Here is a 13,700-nt window from a genome sequence, read left to right on the forward strand (position 1 = left end):
GCGGTCATGGATAGCGGCGGTACCCAAGTTCAGTACGAGGCTCCGGCAGGCCTGCTCCGCATCGAGGACTGCCTGGACGAGCAGGGTGGCATCGTGCTGCCCCCGGACACCACCCTGATCTCGCTGATCGACCGCAACATCGCTCACGTCGGCGACCAGGTCGCCTACCGATACCTCGATCACAGCCACACGGAGGAAGCGGTCCTGGAACTGACCTGGACCGAGCTGGGCGTGCGGCTGCGGGCTGTCGCGGCACGGCTGCAACAGGTCGCCGCCCGCGGTGACCGCGTCGCCATCCTCGCGCCCCAGGGGCTGGACTATGTGGTCGGATTTTTCGCCGCCATCAAGGCCGGCAACATCGCGGTACCGCTGTTCGCGCCGGAACTGCAGGGGCATGCCGAACGTCTCGAGACCGCGCTGCTCGATTCCCGCCCGACGACGGTGCTCACCACCGCGGCCGCCGCTGCCGCGGTACAGGAGTTCCTCGCCAAGATGCCGGACACGCTGCGGCCGCGGGTCGAGCTCATCGATGAGGTTGCCGATCCGGAGGGCGACGGGTTCACCCCGATCCCGGTCGATCCCGACGACATCTCCCACCTGCAGTACACCTCAGGCTCGACGCGGCCGCCGGTGGGTGTGGAAATCACCCATCGCGCGGTCGGCACCAATCTGCTGCAGATGATCCTGTCGATCGATCTGCTGAATCGAAACACCCACGGGCTCAGCTGGTTACCGCTCTACCATGACATGGGCCTTTCGATGATCGGATTTCCCGCGGTCTACGGCGGGCACTCGACGCTGATGTCACCGACAGCGTTCATCCGCCGGCCCCAACGGTGGATCCGTGCGCTGTCCGACGCCTCGAAACACGGCCGCGTGATCACCGCCGCACCGAACTTCGCCTACGAATGGACCGCGCAGCGCGGTGCGCCCGCAGCGGGGGAGAATCTCGACCTGAGCAACGTGGTGCTCATCATCGGTTCCGAGCCGGTGAATCCCGAGGTGATAACGGCATTCAACGAGGTGTTCGCACCCCACGGGTTGCCGCCGACCGCGTTCAAGCCGTCGTACGGCATCGCCGAGGCGACGCTGCTGATCTCGACGATCGCTCCGGCCGAGCAGGCGTCGGTGGTCTACTTCGACCGCGAGCAGCTCACCGCCGGGCGCGCTGTGCGCGTCGACGCGCACGCCGAGGGCGCCGTCGCCCACGTGTCGTGCGGCCACCCGGCGCGCAGTTTGTGGGCGGTGATCGTCGATCCCGCGACCGTCGACGGGGCCGCCGAGGAAGTGGGCGACGGCCGGGTTGGGGAGATCTGGCTGCACGGCGACAACATCGGTCGCGGCTACTGGGGCCGGCCGGATGAGACGCGGAAGGTGTTCGGGGTGTCACTGCACTCGCGGCTGGCCTCGGATAGTCACGCCGAAGGGCTCCCCGAGGACGCCACCTGGCTGCGCACCGGCGATCTCGGGGTGTATTTCGAAGGGCAGTTCTACGTGACCGGCCGGATGGCCGACCTCGTACAGATCGACGGGCGCAGCCACTACCCGCAAGACATCGAGGCCACGGTGGCGGACGCGTCGCCACTGGTACGGCGTGGCTATGTCACGGCGTTCACCGTGACCCCCGACGGCGACGGTGACGGCACCCGATTGGTGGTGATCGCCGAACGTGCGGCCCGCACCAAACGCGCCGATCCGGAGGAGGCCGGGGCGGCGATCCGCGCGGCGGTGGCCGCCCGCCACGGGCTGACCGTCGCCGACCTACGGTTCCTTCCCGCCGGCGCGATCCCGCGGACCACCAGCGGCAAGCTGGCCCGGTTGGCCTGTCGCGACGAATACCAGAAGGGCACACTGGGCGTGCGGTGATCGGCTGCCGCGGGCATGCTGCTGGTATGAGCAGAGACGAGATCACCGCCGCGATCGTGGAAGCCCGCCTGACCAAGGGCCTGACCTGGCAGCAGCTGGCCGATGCCATCGACCGGCCCGTGGTGTGGACGGTGTCCGCGTTGCTCGGGCAGCACCCGGTTCCGGTCGAGGCCGGCAAGGTCATCGCCGAGTTGCTCGGATTGGACGAGTCGGTGGTTCCGGTGCTGGCCGCGGTGCCCATGCGTGGCGGGCTGCCCACGGCCGTGCCCACCGATCCCACGATCTACCGGTTTTACGAAGCGCTGCAGGTCTACGGGGGTGCGCTCAAGGAGCTCATCCACGAGCAGTTCGGGGACGGCATCATGAGCGCCATCAACTTCAGCGTGGATATCCAGCGCAAATCGCACCCCGCCGGGGACCGGGTGGTGGTGACCTTCGACGGCAAGTTCCTCCCGTATGACTGGACGGCGGCCGAGAAGATCGTCCGCTGCTAGTTTGCAGTCGTGGGCCAGTTCTCGGATTCGTGGGCGGCGCTGCGGGCGGCGGTGGCCGGGCTCACGCCCGAGGTCTTCGACCATCCCTCCGGGTGTGCCGGGTGGCTGGTTCGAGATCTGGTGTGCCACCTCGTCATTGACGCCCAGGATGTGCTGATCACGCTGGCCACCCCGGCCGATTCCGCACCGACGCGCAACGCGCTGACCTATTGGGACGTGTCTGGGCCGCCCACCGGCGGCGAGGATGCGTTGGCAGCGCTGACCGTCCGGCTGGCCGCCGCATACGAGGATCCAGACCTGCTCAAGTTCCATCTCGACGACGTGGGCTCGGCCGCGGGGCGGGCGGCTGACCTCGCCGACCCGGAGCTGCGGGTTGCCACGAAGGGGCAGGTCCTCACGGCCGGGAACTACCTCGACGCCTACGTACTCGAATGGACGCTGCACCACCTGGATCTGGTGGCGCATCTGCCCGCCGCGCCCGGGCCACCGGCACCAGGTCTGGCCCGATCGCGTGCGATGCTCGCCGACATCACCGCGTTCCGGTTCCCGGCGGAGTTCTCGGACAGCGACGTCCTAATGGTGGGGACTGGCCGGCGGACACCGACCGAATCGGAGTGGGCCGCTCTCGGGCCGACGGCCGCACGGCTGCCGTTCGTCCTGAGCTGATCGCATTCTCTGGTCAAGCAGACCGCCGACGGTCGATGATGGCCTGGTACACCGACTGCGAGGGTAAGGATCTCAATGAATACTCATCGAGCTGTGCATGTCCGGTCCTCGGGCGGCGACCTCGAACTTGTTGACGCCCAGACAGTCTCACCGGATCGGGGCCAGGTTCGGGTAGCGGTCGCGGCCTGTGGGGTCTGTGGTACTGATCGCGCCATCGTCAACGGTGGGTTCCCCGGTATGACCTGGCCGGTGACCCCGGGCCACGAGATCGCAGGCACCATTGCCGAAGTCGGCGCGGGCGTCACCGACTTCGCGGTGGGCGACCGCGTCGCGATCGGTTGGTTCGGCGGTCATTGCGGAGTCTGCATCCCGTGCCGCAAGGGCTTGTTCATCCACTGTGTGAACGGCCAGATCCCGAGCCTGCATTACCCGGGAGGCTACGCGGAATCGGTCACGGTACCCGCCAATGCGCTGGCCCGGATTCCCGATGAGCTGTCGTTCGCCGAGGCCGCTCCGATGGGATGTGCGGGGGTGACGACCTACAACGCGCTTCGCCACACCCGCGCACTTCCCGGCGACGTGGTCGCGGTACTCGGCGTCGGAGGCCTGGGGCACCTGGGCCTGCAGTTCGCCGCCGCCATGGGCTTCGAGACGGTCGCGATCGCCCGCGGCCCTGGCAAAGAGGAGGACGCCCGGTCCCTGGGCGCCAGACACTATATCGACTCGACCGCCGTCGACGTGAGCGCGGCGTTGCGCGACTTGGGTGGCGCCGCAGTCGTGTTGGCGACGGTGGGCAACTCACAGGCGATGGCGGACACCGTGGGCGGGCTGGCCCCGCGCGGTGAACTGGTGGCGATCGGTGTGTCGGCGGATCCGTTGCCGATCAGCCCGGTGCAGCTGATCCAGCCCGCTCTGACGATTTCCGGGCATCCGTCCGGGACCGCCCGTGATGTCGAGGAGACGATGCATTTCGCGGTTCTGTCCGGGGTGCGTGCCCGCCTGGAGGAGCGTCCACTCGTCGAGGCAGCAAGCGCATACGCGGCGATGGAGCAAGGGCAGGCACGCTACCGCATGGTTCTGACGATCTGACCTATCTCACCCCGCCGGTCGCGACGAGCAGGTAGCGTCGGTACTTCGTTTGCTGGACGACGAATCGGTGGGGGCCGGATGGCGTGGAAGCGGAGGGCGACGGTCGCCGGGGGGAATTTCTCCGGTAGGTCACGTGGCGTTGCCCGGAAGTTGGTCCGTGGTATCTATTCTGCCCCGGTGCTTTTCACGCCGGGTCGGCTCGCAACAGCGGTATTGGCAGTGCTCGTCGGGCTCTCGTGGGGCACGGTCGGCAGGATGCCCGCGGCGGCAGCGCCCGTGCCGTCGGCGCAACTCGACTTCGGCGGCATGATGCGTACCTATCGGGTGCACCTGCCGGCCGGCGGCTCACCGTCGGGGTTGGTCGTCAACCTGCACGCCGCCGGATCGACCGGAGCCGATCAGGCGGCGCTCACTCACTACGATGCGGTCGGCGACGCCTACGGGTTCGCCGTGGTCTATCCCGACGGCATCGACTACAGCTGGGCAGACGGCCGCGGTGCCTCGGTACCGGACCGGCAAGGGGTCGACGACGTGGGGTTCATCTCGGCCCTGGTCGAGCGTCTCGTCGCCGAGAACGGCATCCCGAGGGGACGGGTGTACGCGACCGGTCTGTCGGCGGGCGGATTCATGGCCAACCGCCTGGCCTGTGATCGAGCGGACCTGTTCGCGGCGATCGCCCCGGTTGCCGGCACGCTCGGAACGAATGTGGGCTGCAATCCGTCCAGACCTGTCGCGGTCCTCGCCACCTACGGCACCGCCGACCCCATCGTGCCGTTCGACGGCGGCCCGATGACGGGTCGCGGTGGCGGCAGCACGGTGGTGTCGGCTCCGGCGATGGTGGACCGGTGGCGCCAGATCAACGGCTGCCCCGCTCCGTCTGACGAGGTGCTTCCCGGCACCGGTGACGGCACCGAGACTCACCGCATCGCCTCGGACGGATGCGCCGCCGGAACATCGGTGGTGTTCATGCGAGTCGACGGTGGCGGACACACGTGGCCGGGCGTGCCGGAGATCCTTCCGGTGCAGGCCGTGGGTGCGGCCAGCCGGGCGTTCGACGCCTCGGATGCCTCGGCGCAGTTCTTCGCCGCGCACGGTAGATAGTCGGGCACCAATCACCGGCGGTGCCCGGTGGGCGCCAATATTCATCACGCCGCGATTAACTCTGCGCGAGTTCCGCTCTTCCGGCGCTGTGTGATGAAACTTGTTCTGCGACAGTCGAATTTATTAGGTGCCGGCCACTTTGGTGGTCAAGCACGGCGGTGTCGGTAAGGCTGCGCGGCGGCGCCGGTGTGGTTCTTCGGCCATAGGGTTTGAGCTGTGGTGGACTGGCACAGCTGGCATGAGGATTATGACCGACCCGGTTCGGCCCTGGCGCACCGGCTTCGGGCCGTGCAGACGTTGATCAAGCAAGCGCTGGACGAGGCGCCGGCCGGCCCACTCCGGGTGATCAGCCTGTGCGCCGGTCAAGGACGGGACCTGATCGAGGTCCTGGCCGAGCATCCGCGGCGCGGCGACGTCCGGGCGCGCCTGGTCGAATTGGATCCCCGTAACGCCGCGGTGGCCGCCGGGGCGGTGCACAGGCACGGTTTGACCGGGGTCGAGGTGGTGACCGGTGATGCCTCTCTGATCGACCACTACGAAGACTTGGTGCCCGCCGACATCGTGGTGGCCTGCGGCATCTTCGGCAACATCACCGACGAGGACATCGAGCGGTCGATCCGATTCCTGCCGCAGTTGACCAAGTCCGGGGGCACGGTGCTGTGGACCCGCGGGCGTACCGTCCCCGATCGGGTTCCGTTGATCCTCAACTGGTTTGATGACCAGCAATTCGAATTGATCTGGGTGTCGCCGCCCGACGTGAGTTACGGAGTCGGAGCCCATCGCTTCACCGGGCAGCCTGAGCCGTTTACGCCAGCCGCGCAGATCTTCACCTTCGTCGGCTCCGACGTGATCCGGGCCGCCGACCGCGCCGCCCGCTGACGACACCGCCCGGCGGGCCTGGGTTCCACCGGGAGCCGACCGTTCATCAGTACGCTTTTCAACGATGGCTGAGGAAGGTCTGAACGGCAGAGATCGTCTGCGTGGGGGGCTGCGCATCGCGCTGCGGGGACGGCGTGACCCGGCTCCGGTCGCCGGCCGGCGTAGCCGCGCATCGGCCGGGATGGGTGACGTGCACACCCGTAAGGTCCTCGACCTGACGATCCGACTGGCCGAAGTCATGCTTTCGTCGGGCTCGGGTACCGCCGATGTCGTCGCCACCGCCCAGGATGTCGCACAGGCCTACCGGCTAACCGACTGCGTCGTCGACATCACCGTCGCGACGATCATCGTGTCGGCGCTGCCCACCGCGGACAGCCCTCCGGTCACGATCATGCGTGCGGTGCGGACCAGGTCGACCGATTACACCCGGCTCGCCCTCCTCGACCGCCTGGTGCGGCGGATCACCTCCGGCGGTATCACCGTGGACGAGGCGCACGAGGCCATGGACGAGCTGACCGAGAGCCCGCATCCGTTCCCGCGATGGCTGGCAACCGCCGGCTGGGCGGGTTTTGCGCTCGGCATCGCGATGATGCTGGGCGGAAACTGGTTGACCTGTCTGCTGGCCACTCTCACCGCAGCGCTGATCGACCGCGTCGGCCGACTGCTGAACCGCATCGGCACGCCGTTCTTCTTCCAGCACGCGGTCGGGGCGGCGATCGCCACCGTGGTCGCCCTGGGCGCGTATCGCTATGCCGGTCAAGGACTCAGTGCACTGGTCGCCACCGGGATCGTGTTGTTGCTGTCCGGCATGACCTTGGTCGGTGCCGTCCAGGACGCGTTGACCGGCTACATGGTCACCGCGGTCGCGCGGCTCGGTGACGCGGTCTTTCTCACCGCTGGGATCGTCGTCGGCATCACCGGCGCACTGCAGGCCGCCACCTTGCTCGGTTTCCAGATCGAACTGCACGTCAACACGGCAGGCACCTTCATCACCCCGAGAGGTGCACTGCCGATCATCCTGGCCGTGCTGGGGGCCTCGCTGGCCGGTATCTGCCTGACCATGGCCAGCTATGCGCCGCTGCGGTCACTTCCGACAGCCGGGCTGGCCGCAGGCCTGGCGGAGCTGACCCTGATCGGGCTCGGGACCGCCGGGTTCGGCCAGTGGGCGGCAACCGGGGTCGCGGCGATCGGAGTCGGTTTCCTCGCCACCCTGATCTCCATTCGCCGGCAGTCCCCGGCGCTGGTGACGGCGACCGCGGGCATCATGCCGATGCTGCCCGGCCTCGCGGTGTTCTGGGCGGTGTTCGCCTTCGCCGTGGACGAGAACTTCGGTCAGGGTCTGGCGCACCTGCTGACCGCGGCGGCCACAGCGTTGGCGTTGGGTAGCGGCGTGGTGATGGGTGAACTACTGGGCTCGCCGCTGCGCTACGGCGCCGGACGCATCGGTGAGTTCTTCCGTAAAGAGGGACCACCCGGTCTGCGCCGGGCGGTGGGCCAGGTGGTTCAGCTGCAACCCGCCGACACCGCCTCTGCGGTCAGCCCACCGCGCGCGGAGAGCGTCCCGCTGGAACCACCCCCGGCGGACGAGCCGGACTCCGACGAGCCCGAAGAGCCGGGCCCGCGGGGTCAGACGTCGGGGTGATCAGGTGAACGGCAGGAAGTCGCCGTTGATCCAGACGCCCCAGTGACCGCCCGCAGGCAGGTTCCACCAGACCATCGGGTGCCCCTGCCAGGACTCGGCAGGCTTCTTCGGCGCATTCGGGGGCGGCGGGAGGCTCGGATCCGGTTCAGCGCTCGCGATAGCGGTCCCGAGGCCGAGCGCAGCCCCGATCATCCCGGTGGCCGCGATGGTCGCCAGAGTTGCCTTACTTCCGAACATGAATCTCCACCTCGGTGCTTGACTGGACCAGAACTTGGATACCCGAAGCTTAGCCAAACGAAGTGATTGATCGCGCACTCGAGGTCCGCGACGGGCTCACACATCATGGTGAACTCTCACGCACCGGCCCGGCAACGAGATCAGAAAGTTTTTTCGCATTCGATGTCGAGAATGCCTCGACGGCTCCGTCTCAGACGTGAGCGACAAACGAGGATCGCGAATCCGGAAGGAGAATCACATGGCCAAGTACCTGTTTCTCAAGCACTATCGAGGCGCGCCGGCGGGCGTCAACGACATCCCCATGGATCAGTGGACACCAGATGAGATTCAGGCGCATATCCAGTACATGAACGACTTCGCGGACCGGTTGAAGGTCACGGGTGAGTACGTCGACAGCCAGGCGCTGGCGCCCGAGGGGGCCTGGGTCCGCTACGGCGGCGATGGCAAACCGCCCGTGACCGATGGCCCGTTCGCCGAGACCAAGGACCTGATCGCGGGCTGGATGATCGTCGACGTCGACTCCTACGACCGCGCCCTCGAGCTGGCCGGCGAACTGTCGGCGGCGCCCGGCGCCGGCGGTAAGCCGATCCACGAGTGGCTCGAGGTGCGCCCGTTTCTGACGGCGGCGCCGTCGGTCACCGAGTAGAGGCCCGGCGGGCGGTGGACGAGCAGCTGTTACGGGATCTCATTCCCGGTGTCCTGGCGGCACTCGTCCACCGAGGGGCCGACTTCGCGGCGGCAGAGGATGCCGTGGCCGAAGCCGTGGTCCGGGCCTGGGAAACCTGGCCGGACCGACGACCCGACGATCCCAAGGGTTGGCTGATCACCACCGCGTGGCGGCGGTTCCTCGACATCTCCCGATCAGAGGTGGCACGGCGCAGCCGCGAGGCGCGGATCGCGGCCGAGCCGGCCGCCAGCCCCGTCCCGGCCACCGATGACACGTTGCAGCTCTACTTCCTGTGCGCGCGTCCGAGCTTGTCCTCGTCGTCGGCGGTCGCGCTGACGTTGCGCGCGGTCGGCGGGCTGACCACCCGTCAGATCGCACAGGCCTATCTCGTACCGGAATCGACCATGGCACAACGGATCAGCCGTGCCAAACGCACGGTGGCCGAGGTGCGGCTGGACCGTCCCGGCGATCTGGGCACTGTGCGGCGTGTGTTGTATCTGGTGTTCAACGAAGGCTACGGCGGCGATGTCGATCTGGCGGCCGAGGCGATCAGGCTGGCGCGCCAGTTGTCCCGGATCACCGATGACCCGGAAGTCGACGGTCTGCTCGCGTTGTTCCTGCTGCACCACGCCAGGCGTCGGGCGCGTACTCGTGCCGACGGGTCACTGGTTCCCTTGGCGGAGCAGGACCGCACGCTGTGGCGGCGCGATCTCATCGTCGAAGGCGTGACCGTACTGCAGGCCGCACTGGCGCGCGACCGGCTCGGGGAGTACCAGGCGCAAGCCGCGGTCGCGGCCTTGCACGCCGACGCGCAGTCCGCGGAGGAGACCGACTGGGTGCAGATCGTCGAGTGGTATGACGAACTCGTCGCACTGACCGACAGCCCCGTGGTGCGGCTCAACCGGGCGGTTGCCGTCGGTGAGGCGGACGGGCCCCAGGCGGGCTTGGCCGCGCTGGCTGGACTCGATCCGACATTGCCGCGCCATACCGCCGCGGCTGCCTATCTGCACGAGCGCGCCGGCGACATTTCGACGGCCGCAAAGCTGTACGTGCAGGCGGCGGCCGAAGCGCAATCGGTGGCCGAGCGCAATCACCTCACCCTGCGAGCAGCTGTGCTCCACGGTCGCAATTCGGAACAAGACGGTTAACCTCTGGGTGTGGGCAACAGTCGGATGAGAGTGTTGATCATCGGTGGGGGATTCGGCGGTCTGTTCTGCGCCCGGCGACTGGGCGGGATCGATGTCGACGTGACGCTGCTGGACCGATCGGCGGGACACCTGTTCCAGCCGCTGCTCTATCAGTGCGCCACCGGCACGTTGAGCTTCGGCCAGATCAGCCGTCCGCTGCGTGAGGAGTTCGAGCGGCACCGCAACGTCACCACGCTGCTCGGTGAAGCCGTCGACATCGACCCGCAGCTGCGGCGGGTCACCGCCCGGCGGCCTGACGAGACGACATTCACCGTCGACTACGACGTGCTGGTGGTGGCCGCGGGCATGCAGCAGTCGTACTTCGGTAAGGAGCACTTCGCGCAGTGGGCCCCCGGCATGAAGACGCTCGACGACGCGGCCCACATTCGGCAACGGGTGTTCACCGCCTTCGAAATCGCCGAGACGTTGCCGCCCGGCCCCGAGCGTGACGGGTGGCTCACCTTTGCCGTCGCCGGAGGTGGACCCACAGGGGTGGAGCTGGCTGGGCAGATCCGCGAAATGGCAACCCGCACCCTCGCCCACGAGTTCCACAGCATCGAGCCCGAGGAAGCCAGGGTGCTGCTGTTCGACGGCGGTGAGCGGGTGTTGAAGGCCTTCTGTCCGGAGCTGGGGGACAAGGCGACTCGGTCGCTGCAGCGGCTGGGTGTCGAGCTCCACCTGGGTGTGCACGTGACCGACGTCAACCGTGAGGGCGTGACCGTGAGTCTGAAGGCCGGGGGCCCCGACGAGCAGTACGTGGCCCGGACCGTGTTGTGGACGGCCGGCGTCGAGGCCGTGCCGTTCGCCCGGCACCTCGCGAAAGTTCTGGGTGCGGAATCGGACCGGAGCGGGAGAATCGCTGTAGGGCCGGATCTTTCGGTCGCCCAGTATCCAGAGGTATTCGTGATCGGTGATCTGGCCGGTCGTGAGAACCTGCCCGGTGTGGCCGAGAACGCGATGCAGGGCGGGTTGCACGTCGCTTCGTGCATACGCCGGGAACTGGCCGGTAAGCCTCGGAAACCGTTCCGCTACCGGGATCTCGGTTCTGCGGCCTACATCGCTCGGGGACAGGCCCTGCTGCAAGTCGGCCCGGTCAAGATCGCCGGTGTTTTCGGCTGGCTGGCATGGGGTTTCCTGCACATCGCCTTTCTGACCGGTATCCGCAACCGCATCAGCACCGTGGCCACCTGGCTGGGCACCATCGCGCGGGCCCGCCGTGCGCATCGGGCCTTCATGCTCGGCGCCACGGGTCTTCCCGAGCAGCGCTACACATGGACCACCTGGGACGCACTCACGCCGCCGCCGTCAGAGGCTCCGCCGGAGCCCAGCGAGCGTTAACCGCATGCCGGCCGGGGCGTGCAGTTCGGGCGTTTCGTCGGCGAGTTCCTGCTGGCACCGTTCTGACCGAGCGCAACCTCAGGACGGTGTGCGACGATGCACGGGCCGCGTGCATCGAGAGAGGACCGCTGGATAGATGACCGAAGCGCACCGAGCGACGCTCGCCATCAACGGAGCGAAGCTCGCGATCGCGGGCCTGACCGCCGTCGGCGCCGTACTGGCCGCGGCAGGCCAGGCCACGGCGGACCCCGTAGTGCCTGATCCCGCGCCTGCGCCGGCGGATCCCGCGATGGCGGCACCCCCGCCGCCGGCACCGGCCGGCCCTCCGCAGGTACCCGAGATCGCCAACCCGGTGTACGGCTCCGGGCAGTACGGATCGGGCCCGATCGGCACGCTGCGGGATCTCTGGCACCAGGCCCACGATCCGGGCGGCTTCCAGACCGGCGGGGGAGCGCCCGAGGGCGTTGCGCCACCTCCTGGTGCAGGTCCGGCCCCGCCGCTGCCGCCCGGCTACAAGTCGATCAACGCTCCGGGCTCCGAGACGCCGGTCACGGCGCCGGCCCCCGGTAGCGGTCCGGCCGGTCCGCCGCTGCCACCGGGCTACTACTCGCTGAACGGCCCGCCGCCGCCCGGCTACGAGTACAACTCGCCAGGACAGCAGCCGGCCGCCCCGCCGGCAGCCCCTACGCCGTAGTCGCGCGTCCCAACACGTGGCGCAGCGCCTGATCCAGTTGAGGGTGGCGGAAGCGGTGATCGGCGGCGGCCAGGACCGCAGGAACCGCCCGCTGGCTGGCGCACGCCAGTTCGCGGGCACCCTGGTCGCCCAGCAGCAGCCGTGGCCCCAGAGTGGGCACCGGCAGAATCGTCGGACGGTGAAGAATACGTCCGAGCGTTTCGGTGTAGTCAGCGTTGCGCACCGGCTCCGGCGCCACTGCGTTGACCGGGCCGGACAGCTGCGTATCCCATAACGCCCGGTAATAGATGTCGACGAGGTCGTCGATTCCGATCCAGGGCAACCACTGTTGCCCGTCGCCGATGCGGCCTCCGAGTCCGGCGGCGAACAGCGGACGCAGCAGCCGTAAGGTGCCGCCGCTCGGCGACTGGACGATTCCGGTGCGTATGTGCACCGCTCGGGTGCCCGATTGTTCAGCCGGGGCCAGCGCGTCCTCCCAGTCCGTCACCACGTCGGCCAGGAAGCCGTCGCCGCGTTCGCTGCTCTCGGTGAGAACCTCGTCGCCGCGGTCGTACCCGTAGAAACCGACCGCCGAGGCGCCGACGACCACCTGTGGACCGGGATCGGTATCGGCGATCAGTTCGGCCAGTCGGCGGGTCGGCTCGATGCGGCTGTCGCGGATCGCGCGGCGATGCCCCTCGGTGAACCGGCCGGCGATCGACGCGCCCGCCAGGTGGATGACGGCATCCACCCCGATCAACAACTCAGGGTCGGGGTCTTCCGGATTCCATTGCCGTTCATGGGGTTCGGTTGTCGCATGGCGGACCAGCCGGATGACCCGATGGCCGCCGGTGCTCAAGAACGCTGTCAACGCCGAGCCGACCAGACCGGACGCTCCGGTGACCGCAATGGTCAGCGGTGCCAGCCCCCGGGCGCGGGCCTGCTGGTGGGCCGCGAGGTCATCGGCGAGCTGGCGGTGCCGGTAGGCGAACATCGGACGCAGGAATCGGCCGGGCACGGGCGTCTCGACGCGATCGGTCATCCGGGTGCGGGCCGCATCGATCGCGTCGAATTCGTGAATGTGCTTCCAGCGCACTGCGAATGCCGCGGGTAGCGAGGCCGGGCCGCCACTGGCGATCTGGTCGACGAAGCGCCGTGGCGGGTCGTAGGCGTCAGCCTGGTGCTGGGCGATCCACCGCAACCCGCCCGGCAACACTAGTTCGGCACGGCCGTCACGCAGAGAGGCTGCCTCGGAGACGAGTTTCATCGGTTGCCATGGTGGCGACAGCCTGGTGAACGCGCCCGGTCGACTGTGCCAGTTGAAGACTGCATCCTGCGGAGCGTCGATGATGCTGGAGTACACCAATCCCATCTGCCGACGTTACCCGCAAGGCGGTGGCTACGCCGCAGCCCGCTTTGCCCGCAAGCCCGCGTAGGCGAACAACAGTCCGGTACCGATCTCGGAAAGCGCTGTCGCCCAGGAGAACCAGGTGACGTTGAGCCGGGGCCCGCTGAGATAGCTGTCCTGGAAGTTCGGCCAGATATTCGGCAGCAGATGTGCGTAGGTGAACACGATGGCACTGCCGACACCGGTGAAGATCGCGAGATCGGGCGCCCGGGACTGCCCGCGCAGCGCCATGGTGATCGCGATGATGACGATCACGCCCTGAACCATGCCGCCGGCCATGACGAACATCGGTGACGCCGACATGCCGCGGAGCAGGTGGTCGATCACGTGCAAGCCCCAGCCCAGCAGGAACATCCATGCTGTCAGGCGCAGAAAGCGTTGTGTCTGAACGATTGTCGGTGCCGACATAGGACCCCCCAAATCGTCTACTACAGCCGATAGTAGAGCGGTGGG

General features: G+C 68.2%; 14 protein-coding genes. 11 read left to right on the top strand and 3 right to left on the bottom strand.

Going from position 1 to position 13,700, the window contains the following annotated elements; translation table 11 throughout:
- The first annotated feature begins 6 nt into the window (after nucleotides 1–6).
- From K6L26_RS16070 to K6L26_RS16100, 7 genes are all read left to right on the top strand, one after another.
- Entirely contained in the window at nucleotides 7–1,866 is a 1,860-nt protein-coding gene (locus K6L26_RS16070) for a fatty acyl-AMP ligase (RefSeq protein WP_221850758.1), read from the top strand.
- Nucleotides 1,867–1,892: 26 nt separating this feature from the next.
- Nucleotides 1,893–2,360: a cyanase gene (cynS, locus tag K6L26_RS16075; RefSeq protein ID WP_019348757.1), complete on the top strand. Its 468-nt coding sequence runs from the start codon at nucleotides 1,893–1,895 to the stop codon at nucleotides 2,358–2,360.
- Between the two features lie 9 nt (nucleotides 2,361–2,369).
- Nucleotides 2,370–3,026, top strand: a complete 657-nt coding sequence (locus K6L26_RS16080; RefSeq protein ID WP_221850759.1) for a maleylpyruvate isomerase N-terminal domain-containing protein — start codon at nucleotides 2,370–2,372, stop codon at nucleotides 3,024–3,026.
- A gap of 75 nt (nucleotides 3,027–3,101) precedes the next feature.
- A complete protein-coding gene (locus K6L26_RS16085) occupies nucleotides 3,102–4,115 on the top strand; it encodes an alcohol dehydrogenase catalytic domain-containing protein (protein ID WP_221850761.1) in 1,014 nt (337 codons plus the stop codon).
- Between the two features lie 255 nt (nucleotides 4,116–4,370).
- Nucleotides 4,371–5,216, top strand: a complete 846-nt coding sequence (locus K6L26_RS16090) for an extracellular catalytic domain type 1 short-chain-length polyhydroxyalkanoate depolymerase (protein ID WP_221853405.1) — start codon at nucleotides 4,371–4,373, stop codon at nucleotides 5,214–5,216.
- A 216-nt stretch (nucleotides 5,217–5,432) separates the two neighbouring features.
- Nucleotides 5,433–6,095, top strand: a complete 663-nt coding sequence (locus K6L26_RS16095; RefSeq protein ID WP_221850763.1) for a class I SAM-dependent methyltransferase — start codon at nucleotides 5,433–5,435, stop codon at nucleotides 6,093–6,095.
- A 64-nt stretch (nucleotides 6,096–6,159) separates the two neighbouring features.
- The gene (locus K6L26_RS16100) at nucleotides 6,160–7,737 is read left to right on the top strand and encodes a threonine/serine exporter family protein (RefSeq protein ID WP_043369141.1); all 1,578 of its coding nucleotides are present in this window, start codon (nucleotides 6,160–6,162) and stop codon (nucleotides 7,735–7,737) included.
- On the opposite strand, the gene K6L26_RS16105 is transcribed toward K6L26_RS16100, so the two are convergent.
- Nucleotides 7,738–7,974, bottom strand: coding sequence for a hypothetical protein (locus K6L26_RS16105; protein ID WP_019346239.1), 237 nt, complete (start codon nucleotides 7,972–7,974; stop codon nucleotides 7,738–7,740). It lies immediately after the preceding gene.
- Between the two features lie 238 nt (nucleotides 7,975–8,212).
- On the opposite strand from K6L26_RS16105, the gene K6L26_RS16110 reads away from it, so the two are divergent.
- The 4 genes from K6L26_RS16110 to K6L26_RS16125 all read left to right on the top strand — a co-directional run bounded on the left by K6L26_RS16110 (nucleotide 8,213) and on the right by K6L26_RS16125 (nucleotide 11,860).
- On the top strand, nucleotides 8,213–8,620 hold the full coding sequence (locus K6L26_RS16110) for a YciI family protein (protein WP_043369151.1): 408 nt from the start codon (nucleotides 8,213–8,215) through the stop codon (nucleotides 8,618–8,620).
- A gap of 14 nt (nucleotides 8,621–8,634) precedes the next feature.
- Nucleotides 8,635–9,789 (top strand): RNA polymerase sigma factor, encoded by a 1,155-nt coding sequence (locus K6L26_RS16115; protein ID WP_221850765.1) that lies wholly within the window; start codon nucleotides 8,635–8,637, stop codon nucleotides 9,787–9,789.
- Nucleotides 9,790–9,813: 24 nt separating this feature from the next.
- Nucleotides 9,814–11,166 carry an NAD(P)/FAD-dependent oxidoreductase gene (locus tag K6L26_RS16120; protein WP_221853406.1) on the top strand — a complete coding sequence of 451 codons (1,353 nt, stop codon included), beginning with the start codon at nucleotides 9,814–9,816 and terminating at the stop codon, nucleotides 11,164–11,166.
- A gap of 166 nt (nucleotides 11,167–11,332) precedes the next feature.
- A complete protein-coding gene (locus K6L26_RS16125) occupies nucleotides 11,333–11,860 on the top strand; it encodes a hypothetical protein (protein WP_050979151.1) in 528 nt (175 codons plus the stop codon).
- On the opposite strand, the gene K6L26_RS16130 is transcribed toward K6L26_RS16125, so the two are convergent.
- Nucleotides 11,850–13,211, bottom strand: a complete 1,362-nt coding sequence (locus tag K6L26_RS16130) for a TIGR01777 family oxidoreductase (protein WP_221850767.1) — start codon at nucleotides 13,209–13,211, stop codon at nucleotides 11,850–11,852. The genes K6L26_RS16125 and K6L26_RS16130 overlap by 11 nt on opposite strands.
- A gap of 27 nt (nucleotides 13,212–13,238) precedes the next feature.
- Nucleotides 13,239–13,655 (bottom strand): hypothetical protein, encoded by a 417-nt coding sequence (locus K6L26_RS16135; protein ID WP_221853498.1) that lies wholly within the window; start codon nucleotides 13,653–13,655, stop codon nucleotides 13,239–13,241.
- Between the last annotated feature and the right edge of the window lie 45 nt (nucleotides 13,656–13,700).

Origin of the sequence: Mycobacterium farcinogenes, assembly GCF_019739075.1 — a bacterium.
Taxonomy (GTDB): domain Bacteria; phylum Actinomycetota; class Actinomycetes; order Mycobacteriales; family Mycobacteriaceae; genus Mycobacterium; species Mycobacterium senegalense.

Bases quoted from the DNA above. Each gene is read 5' to 3' on its own strand.
- K6L26_RS16130 (WP_221850767.1), bottom strand. From the start codon at position 13,211: ATGGGATTGGTGTACTCCAGCATCATCGACGCTCCGCAGGATGCAGTC.
- cynS (WP_019348757.1), top strand. From the start codon at position 1,893: ATGAGCAGAGACGAGATCACCGCCGCGATCGTGGAAGCCCGCCTGACC.
- K6L26_RS16090 (WP_221853405.1), top strand. From the start codon at position 4,371: ATGCCCGCGGCGGCAGCGCCCGTGCCGTCGGCGCAACTCGACTTCGGC.
- K6L26_RS16100 (WP_043369141.1), top strand. From the start codon at position 6,160: ATGGCTGAGGAAGGTCTGAACGGCAGAGATCGTCTGCGTGGGGGGCTG.
- K6L26_RS16070 (WP_221850758.1), top strand. From the start codon at position 7: ATGGATAGCGGCGGTACCCAAGTTCAGTACGAGGCTCCGGCAGGCCTG.
- K6L26_RS16085 (WP_221850761.1), top strand. From the start codon at position 3,102: ATGAATACTCATCGAGCTGTGCATGTCCGGTCCTCGGGCGGCGACCTC.
- K6L26_RS16135 (WP_221853498.1), bottom strand. From the start codon at position 13,655: ATGTCGGCACCGACAATCGTTCAGACACAACGCTTTCTGCGCCTGACA.
- K6L26_RS16110 (WP_043369151.1), top strand. From the start codon at position 8,213: ATGGCCAAGTACCTGTTTCTCAAGCACTATCGAGGCGCGCCGGCGGGC.
- K6L26_RS16120 (WP_221853406.1), top strand. From the start codon at position 9,814: ATGAGAGTGTTGATCATCGGTGGGGGATTCGGCGGTCTGTTCTGCGCC.
- K6L26_RS16105 (WP_019346239.1), bottom strand. From the start codon at position 7,974: ATGTTCGGAAGTAAGGCAACTCTGGCGACCATCGCGGCCACCGGGATG.